The organism is Acinetobacter tjernbergiae DSM 14971 = CIP 107465 (assembly GCF_000374425.1).
Classification (GTDB): domain Bacteria; phylum Pseudomonadota; class Gammaproteobacteria; order Pseudomonadales; family Moraxellaceae; genus Acinetobacter; species Acinetobacter tjernbergiae.
This window is the reverse complement of record NZ_KB894353.1, coordinates 1-21,892: the sequence shown is the minus strand read 5'-3', so window position 1 is coordinate 21,892 and position 21,892 is coordinate 1. Positions and strand designations below refer to the sequence as shown.

Below are 21,892 nucleotides of genomic sequence, written 5' to 3'. Positions count from 1 at the left end.
AATCATAAATTAGGATAATCAACATGTCTCAACAAGTTTTACGTGCGCGTGCAGAACAACAGTTTTCTCATGAATTAGATGCATTAAAAGCACATGATCGTTTAGCTAAACCTCCTCAATGGCAGCTTTCACCAAAAGCAGTGGTGGATTATTTACTAGGAACAACTTTAGCTGATGGCACAGTGATTTCACCAAAATATATTGGTAATCGCCGTTTGATGGAAATTGCAGTCGCAACGTTGGCGACTGATCGTGCCTTATTATTATTAGGGGTGCCAGGGACAGCAAAATCATGGGTATCTGAACATTTGGCTGCTGCGATTTCAGGTAATAGTGCTTTATTGATCCAAGGTACGGCAGGTACGAGCGAAGATACCTTACGTTATAGTTGGAATTATGCACAACTTTTATCCAAAGGCCCAAGTGAAGATGCTTTGGTGAAAAGTCCGATGTTACGTGCGATGCAAGAAGGTAAGATCGCGCGTGTGGAGGAACTGACTCGTATTCCTGCCGATGTCCAAGATACCTTGATTACCTTACTTTCTGAGAAAAATTTGCCTGTTCCTGAGTTGGGAATTGAGTATCAAGCCGTACAAGGTTTTAGTGTGATTGCCACCGCGAATAATCGTGATAAAGGGGTGAATGAACTCTCTTCTGCTCTCAAGCGTCGTTTTAATACGGTGATTTTACCGCCGCCTGCCACCATCGCAGAAGAAGTGGAAATCGTACAAAAACGTGTTCATTCATTAGGTAAAAGTTTACAACTGCCTGAGATTCAGCCTTTGGATGCTCAAATTCAAAAACTGGTGACGATTTTTAGAGAGTTGCGTCATGGGCAAACCTTGGATGGCAAGCAAAAACTCAAAACCACTACAGGAACTTTATCCACGGCTGAAGCCATTTCAGTGATGAGTCATGGTTGGGTGATGGCAGGGCATTTTGGTTCGGGCAATGTTACGGATCATGAACTAGCAGCAGGTCTACAAGGTGCAGTATTAAAAGATCCTGTTCAAGATATTGTGCCTTGGAAGGAATATGTTGAAACTGTAATTAAACAACGTGAGGGTTGGCAAGACCTGTATCGTGCTTGTCGTGACTTAGAATAAAACTAAATAATAAATGACCTCATCCCAATCTTCTCCTTGACAAGGAGAAGATGTGATCGGAATAAAGGATAGAAAAATGCTGCATATTCTCGGTATTCGTCATCATGGGCCTGGTTCGGCACGTAGTGTATGTAATGCTTTGGCTTCGATTCAACCTGATTGTATTTTGATTGAAGGGCCACCTGATGCCAATCCAATCATTGCTCAATTGCAACATGCTGATTTTAAACCACCTGTTGCATTATTGTTGAATACGCCTGTACAAAAAGAAGTGCGTTCACAAGCGGTGTTTTATCCCTTTGCTGAATTTTCGCCTGAGTGGCAAGCCTTACAATATGCGTTGCGTCAGCAAGTTGCAGTAGAGTTTATGGATCTGCCTTTGCAACATCGTTTTGCACTGGAAAAACAATGGGCAGAACAACGTTTACAGCAAGCTTCAGCAGATGAACAAACATTCGCAGACGATGCTGAGATTGAGCCAGAGCTGCAAGTGGCTGATGAAGTCGAGCAGAATATGGAACAGTATTATCTTTCGATTCGCCGAGATCCAATTCAACTGTTGGCAGAACAGGCAGGCTATCAAGACAGTGAGCGTTTTTGGGAACATTTGGTTGAACAGCAACCACATGCTGGGCAAATGTTTGCCGCGATTACTGATGCGATTGCAGCTTTACGTGATTATCTGCTGAGCCAACAGCCTGAAAACTATAGCAGCGAAGATCAATTGCTGGAGCAGTATCGCGAAGCCTATATGCGCAAAGTGATCAAGCAGGCAGAAAAGCAGGGCTATCAAAATATTGTGGTGATTTGTGGAGCATGGCATGCACCTGTATTGGCGGATTTAAAAGCACAGAATAAAGCGGATACTGTTTTGCTGAAAGGCTTGCCTAAAATGAAAGTGGATGCTGCATGGATTGCGTGGACACATGGACGATTGAGCCGAGACAGTGGCTATGGTGCAGGTGTACAAGCGGTGGGATGGTATACCCATCTTTGGAAGCATTATCAACAAGCTTTAGACGAAAATGTTGATGGCGAGAAAATTAGCATTGATTGGTTAAGCAAATTTGCCCATGCCTTACGCCAAGCAGGTCATGATGCTTCTAGTGCTCAGATTATTGATGCGGTACAACTGATTCAATCTTTATTGCAATTACGTGGACGACGTATTCCTGATTTGGAAGATTTATTTGAGGTGATTCGCTCGGTCTTGAATCACGGCTTAGATATTCCACAACCGATTTTAGCCAAATTGCTTGAAGACGAGCAATTGGGGCAAGTACCTGATGAATTGGTTGAGTTGCCCATTCAAAAAGATTTCTTGCAGCAAGTGAAGCATTTCCGTCTGAAGCTCGAAGCACCTCATCGTGACATCAGTCTGGATTTACGTGAAGCATTCGACTTGGCAAAAAGTCAATTTTTACATTGCGTTAAATTACTCGGTCTTGCTTGGGCTGAATTGGCAGGTACAGGCTCGAAGCAAGGTAATTTTAAAGAAACATGGCAGTTGTCTTGGCAGCCTGAGAGTAGTTTATATCTGAATGAAATGTCGTTGTGGGGCAATAGCATTCAGCTTGCTACACAAAGTTATTTAGAAAATCAGATTCGACAATGTGAGGATGTGGCGCAAATTGCACAACTGATTGAAAATATTTTATTGTCTGGTTTGGATCAAAGCTTAAATTTGGCTTTAGATAAACTGAATGAACTCACCACTCAGCATCAAGACCCTAGTATTATTTTGGCAACTTTAAAGCCACTGATTACGGCAATTCGTTATGGCAGTGTGCGCCAATTTTCAATGCAACATTTACATCAAGTGGTAGAACATTTAGCGATTCGTTTGATGTTGAGTTTGCCAAGTTATTGTGTACAACTGAATGCCGAAATGGCTCAGCAGTTTGCCCAACAACTACAAAATTTATATGAACTTTTAGAACAATTACAAAAAGATGCATTGCTACAGCTCTGGCAAGAGACCTTGCAACAGTTATTGCAATTAGAACAGATGCAAGGTTATTTGCATGGTTGTTGTGTGCGTTTAGCACGAGAACAGCAGTTGATTGATGTGGAGCAAACACAGGGATTTCTGTCTCGAGCTTTGTCGATCGGGCAGACGGCGGACTACAGTGCAGCTTGGTTTGAAGGTTTCTTGACTCATCAAGCTTTGTTATTGATTCATGAGCAAAGCCTTTGGGGCACAGTGAGTCAATGGGTCAATCAATTACAAGAGCAGCAATTCATTGAGTTATTGCCAATTTTGGCCAGAACAGCTTCAAGTTTTAGCCCTGCTGAAGCACAGCAATTAATTCAGAAAGTGACGCAAAAATCGACTGCAGTCAAACAAGAGGTCGGTACTTTAGATATTGCACGTGCTCAAACTGTGTTAGATGAAATTTTCGCGTATTTACAGCCTGTTGCTGTCGAGGTTTAAGTGATGAACATGAATGAAGAATTGATCACTTTAGAACAACCTGACCTTGCGGAACAAGAACGACGTTGGCGATTAATTTTAGGGCAAGTCCCAAATTCGACCTCGCATTTACCGAATTGGTCGGTGCAAGATACCAAAATGCAAGAATGTCTGAATGAGTTGTATCAGGCGCAACAGCCTAATCGCCGTGGTGGTTTGGGGCATTCTAGTCCTCGGGTGGCACAATGGTTGGGGGATATTCGCCAGTATTTCCCATCTTCTGTGGTAAAAGTTATTCAAAAAGATGCTTTAGAGCGTTTAAATTTACAACAAATGTTGTTAGAGCCTGAATTGTTGGCGAGCGTAGAAGTCGATATTCATTTGGTTTCTACCTTAATTTCACTCAATCATTTGATGCCTGAAAAAACCAAAGAAACCGCACGTATCGTGGTACGTCAGTTGGTAGAACAGCTTGAAAACCGTCTAAAACAACCGTTGCAGCAAGCGATTCGAGGTAGTATCAATCGCTCAGCGCATACACGTCGTCCTAAACGCATGCAAGACATTAACTGGAAACGCACCATTCAAGCCAATTTGAAACATTGGCAGGAAGATTTTAAAACCATTATTCCACATGAACTACATGGGCATCCACGCCAACAAACGGCTTTAAAAGACATTGTGCTGTGTGTCGATCAAAGTGGTTCAATGGCTCCTTCGGTGATTTATTCCAGTGTTTTTGCCGCAGTTATGGCAAGTATTCGTGCAGTCAGTACGCAAATGATTGTATTTGATACGGAGTTGGCCGATTTAACCCCTTTGCTCGAAGACCCTGTGGATGTGTTGTTTGGAACGCAGTTGGGTGGGGGAACCGATATTGCCAAAGCGATTAAATATTGTCGTGGTAAAATTACTCGTCCAGAAGATACCATCTTTATTCTCATCAGCGATTTGTGTGAAGGTGGTGATGCCAAGCAAATGCTCAAGCAAGTCGCTGAAATGTTGGATAGTGGTGTGCAAGTGATTGCGCTACTGGCATTGTCTGATGATGGCGCACCTTGGTACGATACCCAACATGCACAGATCTTTGCGGATATGGGGATTCCAACCTTTGCTTGTACACCTGATCAGTTCCCAGAATTGATGGCAACTGCAATTGAAAAACGAGATATTCATGCATGGTATGCAACCCAACAAAATCTGACATAATAGAATATGAAGATGACGTTTCGGTATGCAAGTCGAAACGTGTGAGCTGATTGAGGATACTTCGTTGCTGAAAATTATTTTGATTGTGGTAGTAATTTTAAGTTTAGCTTTACTGTTGTTTTTATTGTATCAAAGTCAAAAAATGCTGCGCCATGTGCAGAAACAACACGCTTTGGAAAATAAACAAAAGGGCAGAGAGCGTCAGCTGCATCCAAAATTACAACAGCGTAAAAAACCTCAGGATTAACTGAGGTTTTTTGTTGGAATTGCTTTTATAGCACCAAATTCAAAACGATCAGGCCAGTTGCAGACATCGGATACAATACATTCGGCACATTTGGGTTTGCGTGCAATACAGCAATAGCGTCCGTGTAAGATGAGCCAGTGATGGGCATCAATCATAAATTCTTTAGGAATGACTTTAACTAAGCGGTCTTCCACTTCTAAAACATTTTTTCCTACAGCCAAGCCTGTACGATTACCAAGACGGAAAATATGCGTATCGACTGCCATGGTCGGTTGACCAAATGCAGTATTCAATACCACATTCGCGGTTTTACGACCCACACCCGGCAAGGCTTCGAGTTCCTTACGAGTCTGTGGCACTTGCCCTTGATGTTGATCCACTAAGATTTGGCAGGTTTTAATGACGTTTTCAGCTTTAGAATTATACAGCCCGATGGTTTTGATATATGTTTTTAAACCATCAACACCGAGAGCCAAAATCGCTTGAGCGGTATTGGCAACAGGATAGAGTTTATCAGTGGCTTTATTGACACTGACATCGGTGGCTTGTGCCGACAGCATCACTGAAATGAGTAACTCAAAAGGAGAGCTGTAGTTCAGCTCAGTTTGAGGATGTGGTCTTTGCGTACGTAAACGTTCAAAAAAAGTCTGAATCTGTTTTTTAGTCATATTTTTTACAGACATTTAGACCTCCTGTAATTCATTTAAACGTTGTTGTAAATCGAACAATTGTGCCTGTTTTTGCTCATCAGCACGTACGCTTAATTGTTTTTCTAACTTTTTGATTTGCGTTCGGATTTTTGCAAGTTCAATCGTCGTTTTAGCATCCAGTGCAAGGCTTTCTTTGGCTTTGTCTACCAGTGTAATTACAGGTACATTGTTAAGGGATTGAGAAAATTGAGCAAAAAATTCGGTATCAATTTCAGCACGTACAATCGGTCCTTTACGGCTGAGGCGACGTTTTTCTTCACGTTGGATATGGGCGTAATAACGATGTCTGAGATCATCTTGTTCAAGATTACGTTGTTGAACTGTAGGTAATGAATTGGTATCTGCGACCAGATCAATACAATCTACAGGACAGGGGGGAATACAGAGTTCACAGCCCGTACATAGATCGGTCAAAATACTGTGCATTAATTTCCCGCTACCAATAATGGCATCCACTGGGCAAGCACTAATACATTTGGTACAACCAATACACTCATCTTCACGAATAACCGCTTTCATTTGCTGTGGTCGACCATCGGTTTGAATATCCCACACACTTGGTTCAGCAAGCCGTGTTGGTCTTTTTAATAAGATTGCAAGTGCATCGGCAACAGGTTGTCCACCAGGAACACATTTATTTGCATCTTCACCTTCCGCGATCGACTTTGCATAAGGTAAACAGCCGTCACGATGTCCACATAAACCACATTGCGTTTGTGGTAAGAGTTGGTCTATTTGAACGATAAGAGCGAGTTGCTGTGCTGAAACTGACATGAAAGAAGATAGGATGAAAACAGTGAATTCATTATAGCAAAGAATAGTTTCGTGGGCGGCGATCGTTGATTAAATCTAAATTTAAGTGGTTGTATATTTTTGTAATAAAATGGTGCTTTTGTGTGTTTTATTGGTGCGAAAATTAAACATCTAAGTCATTTTCTATAATTTATTGCTGAGCTAATCGTCATTTTTAACTTAATTTTTTAATATTTATTATAAAAATAATGAATATTTTTAAATTTAAAATATTGATATTTATATATAAATAATTAAATTAATTAAAATTAGGTTGAGTGTTGATCACAATCGGTATTAAATGTATTTAATATTCTATTTTGGTGCGTTTATAGCACCAAATTAAATCATTATTTAAAGGGGTGAGAGTTGAAATACAATAGCTTAAATGATTTTTTGGACTATGTTAAAGCTAGAGATCCGTATCAACCTGAATTTTTGCAAGCTGTCGAAGAGGTTATGACCAGTTTATGGCCTTTTATCGAGAAAAACCCTAAATATGCTCAGTATGGTTTATTGGAACGTTTGGTTGAGCCTGAGCGTGTTATTCAATTCCGTGTATCGTGGATGGATGATCAAGGTCAAACTCATGTGAATCGAGCTTTCCGTATTCAATATAATTCAGCGATTGGACCATTCAAGGGTGGAATGCGTTTTCATCCTTCAGTAAATTTATCCATTTTAAAGTTCTTAGGTTTTGAGCAAACGTTTAAAAATGCTTTAACGACCTTGCCTATGGGTGGTGGTAAAGGTGGTTCTGACTTTGATCCAAAAGGAAAGTCGGAAGCAGAAATTATGCGCTTTTGCCAAGCGTTAATGTTGGAGTTATACCGTCATTTGGGATCAAATACCGATATTCCAGCAGGCGATATTGGGGTTGGTGGTCGTGAAGTGGGCTTCATGGCTGGTATGATGAAAAAGTTGAGTAATGATACGGCTTGTGTTTTTACGGGCAAAGGTATTTCTTTTGGCGGAAGTTTAATGCGTCCAGAAGCGACGGGTTATGGCACTGTTTATTTTGCTGAAGAAATGCTGAAAACCCGTGGCGATCGTTTTGCAGGAAAAACGGTTTCGATTTCAGGTTCGGGTAATGTCGCACAATTTGCAGCAGAAAAAGCTATGTTTTTAGGTGCAAAAGTGGTGAGTCTTTCAGATTCGAATGGCACGGTTTTTGTAAAAAATGGTTTTACTGATACATTACTTGCCGAAGTGATGGAGCTGAAAAATATCAAGCGTGGACGTATTTCAGAATTTGCATCGAAGCATGGTTTTGAATATTTTGAGGGTAAAACGCCGTGGCATATTCCTGTTGATATCGCATTACCTTGTGCCACTCAAAATGAATTAGGTGCCGAAGATGCAAAACTATTGCTAGAGAATGGGGTGATTTGTGTTGCTGAAGGGGCCAACATGCCATCTACTTTAGATGCAGTTGAGCAATTTATTGCGGCTAAAATTCTTTATGCACCAGGGAAGGCATCAAATGCGGGGGGAGTTGCGACATCAGGTCTTGAGATGTCTCAAAATGCATTACGCTTTGGTTGGACTCATGGTGAAGTCGATGAACGCCTACATGCGATTATGAAAGATATTCATGCCAATTGTTTAAGATATGGAACTAAAGAAAACGGTACGGTTAATTACGTGGACGGAGCAAATATTGCTGGATTTGTCAAAGTAGCTGATGCCATTCTTGCACAGGGTATTTATTAAATATCTCCCTAAATCTCTCTTTAATAAAGAGAAACTTTCCATAAAAAAATCCGATGTTGAAACATCGGATTTTTTTATTTAACTGACTAAATTATGGTTTTTTCACGGTTTCTTGTTCAACGACCATATCTAAGACATCAGCTAAGCTTGATTGATCCGCTGCTGGATTTTTAATTTCATAGCGTTTAACACGAACGATCACACGTTGGTTTGGATTGTGTTCAAAGCCTTCGATTTGACCGTAGTAAAGTGACCAATTTTTATCAGCATAGGTTTTGATGCCTTTGTCATCATATTTGATCTCACGAACTTGCATACATGTTTGTGGTGCGACACCCGTACAAGATTTCGTTTCAGGAGAAATCTCCATAAATACAGTTTTGCCTTCGGACTGATACTTGGCTTCAGCTGTCATTTTACCGAGGAAGGTATATTTCTGACCATTGGCATCGCTCAAGGTTAAGCTTGGTTGGTCTAAATTAGTTGCATTGATTTCAAATGGAACCTTACGTTTCTGTAAAAGTGTACCTACAAATTGCTCTTGTTTCATCAGAGCTGGTTCACATGCCATCATTGTTGAAGCGCCATTACCTGTAACAATTGAACCATTTTCAATTTTCCATGAGGTATTTAAGCGGTTACAACCAGTGTCTACAGATAAACGATCATTGGCTAAGAAACTTAATACGATTGGTTTTTTGGTATCAGTTGGTTGATATGACCATGTATAGTTGGTTAACACACTCGTATTCACGATTTTGCTTCCTGTAAATACATGTTTTTGACCTTTACTATCAGTTACCGTCAAGATCGCTTGATCATTTTGGGTACTGAGCGCGAAAGGAACTTTTTTATCACTGAAAATATCAGCAGATAAACGTTCTTGCTGCATTAAATCATCCGCACATGCCATCATTGTTGATGCCAGTGGTGAGGTCACAATGGTATTGCCTTCAACATTCCAAGTACCACCTTGGTTATTGCAACCAGTTTGAATGGATAATCGTTGATTATCGTTAAAAGCTAAAACTAAAGGTTTCGATGCTTTAGAACCTTGGTAAGTCCATGTATATTCGGTTAAATTTTTTGCTGCATTTGTATTCATTTGAGAAATAACATTATCAGTCACATTTTGTACTGTTTGGCATGCCATCAAAGAAAGTGGCAATAAAGCAAGAACTAAATATTTAATTTTCATAGTCAAACAACAGTAAATAAATAACAGTCATTAGCTTAAAGTATTCTTAAAAAAAGAAAATGTAATCCGTTTATGGATTAAGTTCGTTAAATGTATCCAATTGTAAATTTAAGAAAAATGACTTGCTTAGAGATAGGCAAGCCATTTGCAACAGACAATGAGCCGATTTTAATCAAAACGATAAATATCCATGCCTAATGATCCCATTGAGAAACTACTATGTACGATACTGAAACGATGTCCTGTTCCCATTGCAAAGAATAGCGGGGCAAAATGTTCAAGTGTTGGGTGATTTCGTTGCATATAGGGTAAAGATGGCCAGTCAAGCACGGCATCATAATCTTGATGCGTAAGTTTACTGACCACGCTGTTACGGAATGTACTTGCCCACATTGGAACTTCGGCATTGGCATGCCATGTAAGCTCAGAGAGGTTATGGGTAATGCTGCCTGAACCAATCAATAGAATTTGTTGTTCACGCAAGGGGGCTAAAACCTGTCCAATTTTGTAAATCTCATCAGCATTCATTTTGATCGGTAATGAAATTTCAATGACAGGAATATCTGCTTCTGGGTACATATGCAATAAAGGCATCCATACACCGTGATCTCGTGGTCGGGTGCTATTTGCATGTGCAGGAATATCTGCTTCTGCAAATAGAGTCAGTATTTCCTCAGCAAGTTTTGGAGCGCCCGCAGCAGGATAACGAATCTCGTAAAGTTTAGGAGGGAAGCCACGGAAATCATGCCATGTTTCAGGTCGAGTCGATGTACTGACTTCTAGTGCTTGGCTTTCCCAATGGGCGGACATCACAATAATTGCTTGAGGCTTCGGTAAATTACTGCTTAAACGATGCAGTGCAGGACCGACTTGTTCTGGATCAAGTGCAAGCATGGGTGAGCCATGGGAAATAAATAATCCGGGTAAAGTCTGGAAATTCATAAATAAGCACCTGATTGGAAATACATCATTATCGTGACAAAATCATTGAAACAATGACAGCCCTTAAATATCAACAGTTTGTTCTATAATCAGAACAATTCTACTGAGATGTTAAGCACGATGATAAGGATGGTTATGGTTAATACTCATAGCTCTGTATAATTGTTCAATTAGTAAAATACGTACCATTGGGTGGGGCATAGTCAGTTTAGAGAGAGACCAATGCCAAGCTGCAGCTTTACGAACTGCATCTGAATGTCCATCAGGTCCACCAATTGCAAGTGCAATATCATTGCCTTCAAGCATCCATTGTTTCATGGTATCAGCCAGTTTTTCGGTACTGAGTTCGCGACCACCGACTTCTAAAGCTATTAATATTTCATTCGACTTGAGCGCATTTAAAATACTTTCGCCTTCAATTTGGCAATATTTTAAAATGTCTGCTTCAGAATCATTTTTTCCACGTTTTGCCATAGGTAGTTCAATGACTTGAGTTTGTACAAAAGGTTGGATACGTTTGAAATAATCTTCAAAGCCCGTCAGTACCCAAGCAGGCATTTTTTGACCAATGGTCAGAATACGAATTTTCATAGAACAAACTGATGGGAAAATGAAGTCTATTATAAACGCTGTCGATGCTTGATGGTGATGAGAGTAAGCATGAATGTTGTTCGATAGTATAAATGCTTTATTCCATAACATAAAAAACGCAGCTCAAAATTGCGTCTGAGCTGCGATCAAAGTGTCATCAGTCTGGAGTTCGGATGACACTAAAAAAATGAGTTTACGGAGTCAAGCTTCGTCTTTATTCTTATCGACTCTATTTCATTATGCAACATATTGGTTATTTTTCAATCATGATTTGTAACAAAAAAAGAGAGCCGTAGCTCTCTTTAATTTTCAAATATTTAGTCGATTAGTGGCGTGCAGCCTTTGCTTCTTCTACTGGTTTAACAATCGGTGTTTTAGGCAAAGGTTTAGGTGTATCCGTCAATGCTAAAGGTAGGATGTCATCAATACTTTTCACAGCTTTGATTTCTAAACCTTCTTTTACATTGTCAGGGATTTCAGCTAAATCGCGAACATTATCTTGTGGAATGAAAACCAATTTAATTCCACCGCGGTGCGCTGCAAGAAGTTTCTCTTTTAAACCACCAATACGCATCGCACGACCACCAAGACTGGTTTCACCTGTCATGGCAATGTCTGGGCGAATCGCAATACCTGTAAATGCCGATACAAGCGCAGTCGTCAGTGCTAAGCCAGCAGATGGACCATCTTTTGGTGTTGCACCTTCAGGTAAGTGAACGTGAACATCAGTTTCTTCAAAACGTGAAGACTCGATCCCCAATTCATCAGCACGTGTACGAACAACGGTCATTGCTGCGGTAATTGATTCTTTCATAACATCGCCGAGTGAACCCGTCGTAATGAATTTACCTTTACCTTTGACTGCTGCAACTTCAATTGTCAATAACTCGCCACCGACAGAAGTCCAAGCTAAACCATTAACACGACCGACTTGTGCTTCATCCTCTGCGATACCAAAGTCAAACTTATGTGGACCTAAGTATTCTGGAAGGTTGGTCGATGTGACTTCAACTTGTAAGTTTTTAGACTTCTTGCTCACCGCTTCTTTCACAACTTTACGTGCAATTTTAGACACTTCACGTTCTAAACTACGTACACCTGCTTCACGGGTATAACGTTGTACGATGTCACGAATCGCTTCTTCGTGAACAGTCAATTCTTTAGCACGTAGACCATTGTTCTTGATTGCCTTTGGAACAAGGTAGCGTTCAGCAATATTCACTTTTTCATCTTCGGTATAACCTGGTAGACGAATCACTTCCATACGATCTAATAAGGCTTCTGGAATATTCATGCTGTTAGCAGTACAAATGAACATCACTTCTGAAAGGTCAAGATCAAGATCTAAGTAGTGATCGTTGAACTTATTGTTCTGTGATGGATCAAGTACTTCAAGCAATGCTGATGCAGGATCACCACGGTAGTCTTGTGCCATCTTGTCGATTTCGTCGAGTAAGAACAATGGGTTTTTTACACCGACTTTCGTTAATGACTGCACAATTTTACCTGGCATCGCACCAATATACGTACGACGATGACCACGGATTTCAGCTTCATCACGTACACCACCCAGCGCCATACGAACAAACTCACGACCTGTTGCTTTTGCTACAGATTCGCCAAGTGAAGTTTTACCAACACCAGGAGGGCCCACTAAACACAAAATTGGACCTTTGAGTTTTTTCACCCGCGATTGAACTGCAAGATATTCAACAATACGATCTTTCACGTCATCTAAGCCGTAGTGATCTTCATCAAGAATTTCTTGTGCTTTTGCTAAGTTAATGCTGACTTTGCTTGCTTTGTTCCATGGGGTATCTAGAATGACTTCTAAATAGTTACGCACCACAGCAGCTTCACTCGAAGCAGGTTGCATCGCTTTTAGTTTACGAAACTCAGCTTCAGCTTTTTTGCGTACGTGTTCAGGTAAATCGGCTTCAGCAAGACGTTTTTCGATTTCAGCAACGTCATCTTCAGCACCGCCATTCATATCAGAAAGTTCACGTTGAATGACTTTCATTTTTTCATTTAGAAAGTATTCACGTTGGTTCTTTTCCATCTGACGTTTTACACTGTCATGCAGCGTTTGTTCAATTTGCTGTTCAGCAGATTGATTCATCAAATAGCTCATTAACTCTTCTAAATGCGCTTCAAACTCATCGTGCTCTAAAAACTTTTGTTTTACTTCAATGTTTAAAGGCACACGAGTCGCAACGAAGAACATTAACTGTAATAAGTCTTCGATTTTATTTGCTGCTGCAACAAGTTCACGTGCATTACGCAGTTTTGCTTCTGCATATTGAGCAAACAAGGTGCGTAATTCATTTAAGCGAGTTTCTTGAGTCTCTTGATCCAATGGTAATGTGATTGGGCTTAAATGATGTTCAGCTGTTAGGTATTCTTCACCATCAATAATGCGATCTAATTTAGAACGATGTAGACCTTCAATCAGTACTTTGATGCAGTTTTCATCATTCTCATGATTCACCACTTGTACGATTTTAGCTACAGTTCCATATTGATAGAGATTATCGTGATCAATTTCTTCTGTAAGCGAATCTTTTTGCGCAACCACAAATACTAGATTGTCACCGTTACGAGCTACATCCACTGCATTGATCGATTTTTCACGACCCACAAATAGCGCAATTTGCATGTGCGGATAAACCACAACATCACGTAATGCTAAGAGTGGTAATACACTTGGAACCTGTGGCTCTAAGCTAGTTTCGTTATTTAAAATATATTCAGACATGAGCACTCCTAATGAGTGACAACGGTGTTGCCATGTTTTTATAGTGATGTGCATTTTAAAAATTACAAGGGTTTTTGCTTAGAAAATATTAAAAAAAGACTAAATTACTCGGATTTGTTCTAGAAAATGTTTAAAAAATAAACCTAAGCTTTGAAAATATAAAATTTTTCTGAAGTGAGTAGAGCATTGAGTGGTTGATCCCATTTTTGTCTAGGCAATGTATGATCAATATATTGGAATGTGTGAGCGAGGCCTAAACGAAAAGGTCGGTGTGGTGCGGTTGCTAAAGTGCGGTCATAGAAACCACCTCCCATGCCGATTCGAGTACCTCGATGATCACAAGCAAGTAAAGGCATAATCAGTAAATCTAGTGTTGAAACATGATTGCCTCGGCTTGCCATGGGTTCTTTCATGCCCAATGGGTGATGAGAAAAACGTTTGTTGATGTATTGGTTTGAATTGATTTTTACCCACACAAGGTTTTGATTCATCGTGCAGATCATGGGTAAGTAAACTTGTTTTTTATGTTGAAAACAGAGCTGGATCAATTTTTTTGTATGGATTTCACCAAAAGCATGAAGATATAACCCAACTTTCTTCGCAGATTTGAATTGAGGTGTCGATTTTAATCGGTTTAAAACCTGTTGCTCATTTTTTTTATGCTCAAAATGATTCACGTACTTTCTTTTTAAACGAATCTGTTTTCTTAACGTATTTAAAGTCATGTTCATGATGTTTAAAAAGTTGATTGCTCTTCAGAATAGCAGTTGATTTGCTTATTGTACTTAAACATTTAAATAAAAGAAGTTGAATTCTAGTTCTCTATTACACTCAGATAAAAAAATAAGAGAAGTTTGTATTTTCAAGAAACTCCCAAATTTTTTCAGAAAACTTGTCTAAGCAGATGCTAATTTTCTAAAAAAGAGCATAAAGTGTCTTTTTTTATATATTTGTGACAAAAATAAGACATTGTGAGTTAAAAATAACCTATACTTGAATTGGTGAAATTCTTGAGACCATTTCATTTCACACATTTAAATAATTAAAAGGGATATTTTTAGAGTTATAGATGAGCTTCTAATTCGACTAATCAATAGATCTATTCATGATAGGACTCATTAATCGACTTTATAAAAATATTCAAGAAAAGCAGGAATGCTATTTTAGAGGGAAAGGTATGTTTGATTCAAAGAAAGTAATTGTATTAGATCAGATGCTTATCTTAACAAAAGAAGGTAAGCGTGATTTAGTTTATCAAAATGATACATTACTTAAAGTAATGATGGTTTCAAATCAGCATATGGTGGTAACTGATGATCATCAGACTAGTTTTTTGTTAAAACGACAAGATGAAAATGTAGTCTGGTCTTTTATTTAAAAATAACGACAAGTGTTTGATGATAACTTTTCAGATGCTTGTCATTGTAATTAGGTTAATTTTATTGCTTGAGTTCAATTAATATCGGGCAGCAGTTATTTTCTGTGGTTTTACAGTCTTCTAACCATGTCGAAAGTCGTTGTTTCAAACCGACTAATTCTTGAATACGCTCATCAATTTTGTTTAAACGCTGTTCAATCACATGCTGTACTTGAATACGATCTTCTAAGTTTAGTGTGAGCAACTCTTTAATTTCATTCAGTTGTAAACCTGCATCTTTGGCTTTTTGAATAAAACTCAAGGTTTCCAAATCCTGTTGATTATAATAACGATAACTTTGCGTACTTTCAGGGATACGCATTAAACCAATACGTTGATAATAACGAATCGTTTCAACATTTATATTGCATGATTTTGCTAGTTTTCCGATGGTCAAATTCATGTTCTGATGCCTGCATTTAAAGATTAAAAAGCACTTGACTCTGTACCTAGGTACAGACTTTATCCTAGACCTATCAAGAAAGAAAAGATAGGTGTCGTGATGGCTCATCAACAACCTTCATCATGTTGTTCTAAAAAAGCAACAGCGTTTGTTTATGAATATATTGATCCTGTTTGTGGTATGCAGGTCGCTGAAACTTCTCAGTATTACTTTGATTATCTAAGTATTCGATATTTGTTCTGTTCAGCAGGCTGCAAGCAAAAATTTAGTCTACAACCTGAAAACTTCTTAAAACAAGATAACGTGCAAACAGCATCATCTTGCTGCGCTAAAGAGAAACAAAAAAAACAATCTTCATGTGGTGAGGGTGAATCAGAGCAGAAGATTGCGCCAGTCAAACCATCATCTTGTTGTGCGCCAAAACCAATAGAGCAAAAGCTAAGTTCATGTTGTAGTGGGCAGCAACACACGCATGCGAAAGAAGTGGGGCAAACCGAGATTGACCCCGTGTGTGGTATGTCTGTCAAAACCACGACAGATTTAAAAACAGATTATGAAGGTCAAACTTATTATTTCTGTAATCCTTCTTGCTTAGACAAATTCAGCAATGATCCTGAATTCTATTTGATTCCTGCTGATCAACGTCCTGTACCAGAAGGTGCGATGGAGATGGATTATACCTGTCCAATGGATCCTGAAATCGTACAAAAAGGACCAGGGACTTGCCCCATTTGTGGTATGGCACTTGAACCAATGCAGCCGACCTTAAATGACAGTCCAAATCCTGAACTGGTGGATTTTAGTCGGCGTTTTTGGACAACGCTGCCTTTGAGTTTGTTGGTAATGATTTTGGCAATGGGTTCACATATTCATGCTTTTATTTCACCGCATATTCAGCCGTGGATTGAGTTGGTTTTAACTTTACCTGTCGTGCTATGGGCAGGTTATCCCATTTTACAACGCTGTTGGGTGTCCTATAAAACTGGACATCTGAATATGTGGAGTTTGATTGGTGTCGGGGTACTTGCTGCATTTATCTACAGTGTGGTTGCCACGGTTTTTCCATCATTGATTCCAGTTGAAGCCAAAACAGGACATGGTGTTGCTGTGTATTTTGAAGCAGCATGTATGATTGTTTCATTGAGCTTGCTAGGTCAAATTTTAGAACTAAAAGCACGCTCACAAACAGCAAATTCATTAAAAGCTTTGCTACGTTTACAACCTGCTAAAGCAAAACTTGTGCAGCATGATCAAGTTGTTGAAGTGGATATTGCGATGGTCAAACAAGGTGATATTTTGCAAATATCATCGGGTGAGCAAATTCCACTTGATGGTGTCGTGGTTGATGGAAAGACCTATGTTGACGAATCCATGATGACCGGTGAGCCTGTTGCTGTGAAAAAGGAAAAAGATGATCTAGTCATTGGCGGGACGATTAATCAACAAGGTGCTATTCGAATCCAAACCACTGCGGTCGGGGCGAACACGACATTAGCCAAAATGATTCAGACTGTTGCCGATGCTCAACGTTCGAAAGCACCGCTGCAACGTATTGCGGATGTCGTGGCGAAATACTTCGTGATCGCCGTACTCAGTATGAGTGTTTTGACTTTTATTGCATGGATGGTATTTGGGAAAGCACAATTTGATTTAGCCTTAATGTGTGCTGTTGCAGTTTTGATTATTGCTTGTCCGTGTGCTTTAGGTTTGGCAACGCCAATGTCCGTGATGGCAACCACGGGTCGAGCCGCTCAAAAAGGCGTGTTGTTTAAAGATGCTGAGGCGATTGAAGCTTTAAGTACGGTCAATACTTTGATTATTGATAAAACGGGAACATTAACTGAAGGTAAGCCAAGTTTAAAAGAGATTCGGCTTTTATCTAAAACCTATAACCAAGCACAAATTGAATTATGGATTGCATCGATTGAACAATATTCGACGCATCCAATTGCCCAAACCTTAACTCAATTAGTTGATGCAAATCAATTACTCAATGTCTCTGATTTTGAAGATCTCGCAGGCTTTGGTGTGAAAGGAAATATTGATCGTCAGACCTTGTATATTGGCAGTCAAAAGCTTATTGAACAGTTAGCTTTAACTTTGAGTGATGATTTAGCCCAAGCGCTGGATCAAAAGCGTGCGCAAGGTGATGTGATTAGTTTTCTGATGTCAGAACAAGAGTTAATCGCTTATATCTCAATTCATGATGCAATCAAACAAAATGCCAAAGCGGTGATTGAGCAACTGCATGTCGATGGAATTGAAGTGGTTATGGCAACGGGTGATCATCAAAAAAATGCAGACATGGTTGCAGGTCTTTTGGGTATTCAAACCGTTTATGGCAATCTTGATCCTCAGCAAAAGCTTGAAATTGTGAAACAAGCACAAGCTCAAGGAAAAACTGTGGCAATGGCAGGAGATGGGATCAATGATGCACCAGCACTTGCACAGGCAAATGTCGGTATTGCGATGGGAACGGGAACTGATATTGCTAAGCAAACGGCACAAGTGACTTTAGTTAAAGGGGATATTCAAGGGGTTGCTCAAGCCGTACATATGGCAAAACTGGGTGTGAAGAACATGAAGCAAAATCTTGCATTCTCTTTTGTTTATAATGGATTAGGTGTGCCTATTGCAGCAGGGTTATTTTATCCATTCACAGGATTATTACTTACGCCAATGTTTGCCGCAGTGGCAATGTCATTAAGTTCACTCTCTGTTGTGGTGAATGCTTTACGTTTAAATAAATCATAATTCACTTTGTAAGAATAAAGCCTCTATTCTCATAAGTTGAGAGTAGTGGCTTTATTTTGACCCAACTGACATCATCAAAATGAATGCAGTCAATTCTATTTCTTGGTTTTATCCTTAACTTGAATCAAAACTATTGGGAAATAGCTAAGGATGGATCGAAATATGCAAAAAAATAAACTCACTCGGATTGTAAAATCATTATTTACTACAAGTATTATCGCATCATCACTATTATTGACGAATGCTAGTCATGCAGCACCTGAAGGTAAACTAGATTTAACACTTTCTGCACATTCACAAAATAAGATTAAACAGCTACTTAACGATCCTAAAACGTGGCAGCAGATTCCGAAGCAAGTCACTTTATGTGTCTTTTCTCCAAATGGAGAACATAGTGAGGCTTTTGAGCAGGCAACCAGTTACATTACTGAAATTCCGCGCATGGTACGTGTCGCCAAGCAATTTGGCGTCAATATGAATGTGACACGCCCTTCGCATCTACAATTCAAATTAGACTTCGATTACCCAAAATTGAAAAAAGAGGCATCCACCTTAGTGAATCTAAAAGTTTATACCAATGAAGCGGTATTAACAGAAGATTTCCGTAGTAAGCGTTGTGATGGTGCAGGGATTAGTAATTTACGTGCAAAGCAGTTTAATAAATTTGTGGGGAGTATTGATGCGATTGGCGCATTACAAACCTATAAGCAATTGAGTTCGGTGATTCAGGTTTTGGCGAATCCAAAATTTGATGAAAAAATGGTAAATAAAGATTATGAAGTTGTCGGTATTGTGCCACTGGGTGCAGCATATATTATGGTCACAGATCGTAATATTAATACTTTAGCAAAAGCAGCAGGTAAAAAAGTTGCTGTTTTCCAATTTGATGAAACTCAAAAGAAATTAGTACAGAGCATGGGTGCTCAACCTGTTTCAGTGGATTTAGTCACTGTTGGAGGTAAGTTTAATAATAAAGAAGTCGATATTATGGCGGGACCAGCTATTCTATTTGAGCCACTTGAATTACAAAAGGGTATGACTGATAAATCAGGTAAGGCTGTTGGCGGGATTATCAAGTTTCCTGTGATTCAAGTGACAGGAACTTTGATTATGCATCGTAATAAATTCCCCGCAGGGATGGGGTCTATTGCGCGGGAAGTCATTTCTAAACAGTTAAATCCTGCATTTGAATTTGTCGACAAGATTGAAGCGAAAGTTCCCGATAAATTTTGGTTGAATTTACACGAAAGTGATAAACCTGGTTATGTCAGATTAATGCGTGAAGCACGTATTCAAATGACTAAAGAAGGGTTTTATGACAAAGATATGATGAAGTTACTCAAACAAGTACGCTGCTCACAAGATCCAAGTAATTATGAATGTACTTTGAAGGATGAGTGAGATAGTTTTAACACTTTAGATTAGAGCTCTTGTAAAAGTGTAATTTTTAATAACTGTTTAAAAGTTATAAATTAAAGTTATTTATTGTTGGCTTTTGCAAAGGCTCTATTAATATCGCTTTTTAATATAGATGGGAATTTGCTGATTATTTTTAATCTAAGACTCGCTACTTATTTATTTATCAACTAAAATGAATTTAAATTTTAGTACTTTTTAATTATTGATAAAAAATGACAGAATCAAAACCTTTAATAGCAATCGATCTCGGAACAAGTAACTCTCTTGTTGGTATTTTTGAAAATGGTCAATCTAGACTGATCGAAAATCCATATGGATGTAAGTTAACACCTTCTGCAATTGCAATGGATGAGCAAGGACAAATATTAATTGGGCAAGCTGCTTTAGAATTAAGAAGTGGCGGAAATGAAGTCCTCACCAGTTTTAAGCGGTTGATGGGAACATCAAAAAGATTGAAACTCGGTCAACAGACTTTTTCAGCAGTTGAATTGTCATCACTTATTCTTAAATCTTTAAAACAAGACGTTGAACATGAGTTGAAATGTGAGGTTGAGGAAGCGGTCATTACCGTTCCTGCATATTTTAATGATATTCAACGTCAAGCAACTATTTCTGCAGCAGAGCTTGCAGGTTTAAAGGTCAGTCGTTTGATTAATGAGCCAACAGCCGCAGCTTTAGCCTATGGTTTGGGACAAACGGAAGATAGTTGCTTTCTGATTTTTGATTTAGGTGGAGGCACGTTTGACGTTTCAATTGTAGAGCTATTTGATGGCATTATTGAAGTTCGGGCGAGTGCTGGCGATAACTATTTAGGTGGTGATGACTTTGTACAACTTTTGATGAAGCAGTATTGGAAAAAAAATGCTTCAGTCTTTAGTTATATTGAAAATACAATCCCATTGGATATTGAAATTGCATTAAAAGCAAAAGCACAACATTGTTTACATGTATTAAGTAAAGAGTCTCAAACAACATTAAATTTCAAATGGAAAGATAAAGAAGCAACGCTTGATGTGAGCCAAGAAGAGTTTGCGAGTTGGTCTGAACCATTGCTTCTTCGCTTACGCCGTCCATTAGAACGTGCTTTAAGAGATGCGCGAATATTACCGCAGCAAGTAGATCAAATCATTATGGTCGGTGGGGCAACTCGGATTCCTGCAGTTCGTAAAATGGTGACCAAGCTCTTTGGTCGTTTCCCATCAACGAGTGTACAACCAGATGAGGCGATTGTTCGTGGAGCATGTGTACAAGCTGGACTAAAATCAAAAGATTTATCCTTGAAAGAAGTGGTATTAACAGATGTCTGCCCATTTAGTTTGGGAATAGCAGTTGGTCTTGATGAGCAATTTTCACCAATTTTGGAACGAAATACGGTCATCCCTGCAAGTAAAGTGAATACTTATACTGCAATGAATAAAGGGCAAAGAGAAATTAATGTTAGGATTTATCAAGGTGAACATCGTTTATGTAAAGAAAATATTTTCTTAGGCGAATTGAATATTCCTTTACCATCAAATGATGATCATTTATCGATTGAAGTTCGTTTTTCTTATAATCCAAATGGGATTTTAGATGTTGATGTAGAGGTACCTATAACTGGTGAGAAGCTACAAAAAGTTGTGATCAATCATCAGAGTGTGATGAGTCCTGAACAAGTTGAGCAAGCTCGTAAACAACTACAAAAACTCAAAATTCATCCTCGTGATAATTTAATGAATAAAAGCTTATTGCTACGAGCAGAACGATTGTTTAGTGAGCGTACAGGTGATATTCGTTTACAGATTGGTGAACGAACACAGCAGTTTAATCATATTTTAAATCTACAAGATGAAAGACAAATTCGAGAAGTACGTCAATACTTTGAAGCATTTTTAAATGAAATTGAAGATTTAAGCTTATTTGAAGAGTATTGATAAGACTACCCATATCATAAATTTTTGGTAGTGCTCAAATATGACGTGTTAGCCATTTCTTTTTCATGTCTTGATTGTATTTTAATAAAAACATATGCAAGACAGCTTCATGATTTTCTTTCTTCTTCGAAAAGCTTAAAGTTTTCCGTGTAAAACGTCCCAAGCGATTCCTTAATGTCGCATTGAATCGCTCAACATGGTTAGTTAAGCCTGTATGTTTACCCACAGAGCGATGAGTATCAGGGTTAAATACCTCAGCATAACTTGACCAATAATCACTACATGTTGCTAAATTAAAATAGGCTGTAGG

At 38.9% G+C, this 21,892-nt stretch carries 18 protein-coding genes; 9 read left to right on the top strand and 9 right to left on the bottom strand.

Features of this window, described 5'->3' with window-relative positions:
* The first annotated feature begins 23 nt into the window (after positions 1–23).
* The 4 genes from C502_RS0100090 to C502_RS0100075 all read left to right on the top strand — a co-directional run bounded on the left by C502_RS0100090 (position 24) and on the right by C502_RS0100075 (position 4,975).
* The gene (locus C502_RS0100090) at positions 24–1,106 is read left to right on the top strand and encodes an ATP-binding protein (RefSeq protein WP_018676819.1); all 1,083 of its coding nucleotides are present in this window, start codon (positions 24–26) and stop codon (positions 1,104–1,106) included.
* A gap of 76 nt (positions 1,107–1,182) precedes the next feature.
* Positions 1,183–3,540, top strand: coding sequence for a DUF5682 family protein (locus tag C502_RS0100085; protein ID WP_018676818.1), 2,358 nt, complete (start codon positions 1,183–1,185; stop codon positions 3,538–3,540).
* A gap of 3 nt (positions 3,541–3,543) precedes the next feature.
* Positions 3,544–4,728, top strand: coding sequence for a VWA domain-containing protein (locus C502_RS0100080; RefSeq protein ID WP_018676817.1), 1,185 nt, complete (start codon positions 3,544–3,546; stop codon positions 4,726–4,728).
* A gap of 64 nt (positions 4,729–4,792) precedes the next feature.
* Positions 4,793–4,975, top strand: coding sequence for a hypothetical protein (locus C502_RS0100075; protein WP_026315697.1), 183 nt, complete (start codon positions 4,793–4,795; stop codon positions 4,973–4,975).
* Here the strand turns inward: C502_RS0100075 and nth are convergent.
* On the bottom strand, positions 4,972–5,658 hold the full coding sequence (nth, locus tag C502_RS0100070; RefSeq protein WP_018676815.1) for an endonuclease III: 687 nt from the start codon (positions 5,656–5,658) through the stop codon (positions 4,972–4,974). The genes C502_RS0100075 and nth overlap by 4 nt on opposite strands.
* A complete protein-coding gene (locus C502_RS0100065) occupies positions 5,659–6,474 on the bottom strand; it encodes an RnfABCDGE type electron transport complex subunit B (RefSeq protein WP_228129316.1) in 816 nt (271 codons plus the stop codon).
* A 372-nt stretch (positions 6,475–6,846) separates the two neighbouring features.
* On the opposite strand from C502_RS0100065, the gene gdhA reads away from it, so the two are divergent.
* A complete protein-coding gene (gdhA, locus tag C502_RS0100060; protein WP_018676813.1) occupies positions 6,847–8,190 on the top strand; it encodes an NADP-specific glutamate dehydrogenase in 1,344 nt (447 codons plus the stop codon).
* A gap of 91 nt (positions 8,191–8,281) precedes the next feature.
* Here gdhA and C502_RS0100055 read toward each other — a convergent pair whose 3' ends face one another.
* The 5 genes from C502_RS0100055 to C502_RS0100035 form a co-directional block, all read right to left on the bottom strand.
* Positions 8,282–9,388, bottom strand: a complete 1,107-nt coding sequence (locus C502_RS0100055) for an META and DUF4377 domain-containing protein (RefSeq protein WP_018676812.1) — start codon at positions 9,386–9,388, stop codon at positions 8,282–8,284.
* A 168-nt stretch (positions 9,389–9,556) separates the two neighbouring features.
* Positions 9,557–10,330, bottom strand: a complete 774-nt coding sequence (locus C502_RS0100050) for a DODA-type extradiol aromatic ring-opening family dioxygenase (protein WP_023274708.1) — start codon at positions 10,328–10,330, stop codon at positions 9,557–9,559.
* A 111-nt stretch (positions 10,331–10,441) separates the two neighbouring features.
* Complete coding sequence (gene rlmH / locus C502_RS0100045) at positions 10,442–10,921, bottom strand: 23S rRNA (pseudouridine(1915)-N(3))-methyltransferase RlmH (protein WP_018676810.1); 480 nt, start codon at positions 10,919–10,921, stop codon at positions 10,442–10,444.
* A gap of 325 nt (positions 10,922–11,246) precedes the next feature.
* Positions 11,247–13,676, bottom strand: a complete 2,430-nt coding sequence (gene lon, locus C502_RS0100040) for an endopeptidase La (RefSeq protein ID WP_018676809.1) — start codon at positions 13,674–13,676, stop codon at positions 11,247–11,249.
* A gap of 143 nt (positions 13,677–13,819) precedes the next feature.
* On the bottom strand, positions 13,820–14,407 hold the full coding sequence (locus tag C502_RS0100035; protein WP_026315696.1) for a 5-formyltetrahydrofolate cyclo-ligase: 588 nt from the start codon (positions 14,405–14,407) through the stop codon (positions 13,820–13,822).
* 446 nt (positions 14,408–14,853) lie between these two features.
* Between C502_RS0100035 and C502_RS0100030 the strand changes: the two genes are divergently transcribed.
* Positions 14,854–15,054 (top strand): hypothetical protein, encoded by a 201-nt coding sequence (locus C502_RS0100030; RefSeq protein ID WP_023274710.1) that lies wholly within the window; start codon positions 14,854–14,856, stop codon positions 15,052–15,054.
* Positions 15,055–15,115: 61 nt separating this feature from the next.
* Here the strand turns inward: C502_RS0100030 and C502_RS0100025 are convergent, their stop codons facing one another.
* Entirely contained in the window at positions 15,116–15,496 is a 381-nt protein-coding gene (locus C502_RS0100025) for a MerR family transcriptional regulator (protein ID WP_018676806.1), read from the bottom strand.
* Between the two features lie 99 nt (positions 15,497–15,595).
* Between C502_RS0100025 and C502_RS0100020 the strand changes: the two genes are divergently transcribed.
* The 3 genes from C502_RS0100020 to C502_RS0100010 all read left to right on the top strand — a co-directional run bounded on the left by C502_RS0100020 (position 15,596) and on the right by C502_RS0100010 (position 21,582).
* Positions 15,596–18,250: a heavy metal translocating P-type ATPase gene (locus tag C502_RS0100020; protein WP_018676805.1), complete on the top strand. Its 2,655-nt coding sequence runs from the start codon at positions 15,596–15,598 to the stop codon at positions 18,248–18,250.
* Positions 18,251–18,412: 162 nt separating this feature from the next.
* Complete coding sequence (locus C502_RS0100015; RefSeq protein ID WP_018676804.1) at positions 18,413–19,651, top strand: putative solute-binding protein; 1,239 nt, start codon at positions 18,413–18,415, stop codon at positions 19,649–19,651.
* 230 nt (positions 19,652–19,881) lie between these two features.
* The gene (locus C502_RS0100010) at positions 19,882–21,582 is read left to right on the top strand and encodes an Hsp70 family protein (protein ID WP_018676803.1); all 1,701 of its coding nucleotides are present in this window, start codon (positions 19,882–19,884) and stop codon (positions 21,580–21,582) included.
* Positions 21,583–21,616: 34 nt separating this feature from the next.
* Here the strand turns inward: C502_RS0100010 and C502_RS19385 are convergent.
* The coding region (locus C502_RS19385; protein WP_018676802.1) for an IS1 family transposase at positions 21,617–21,892 on the bottom strand (276 nt) is incomplete at its 5' end.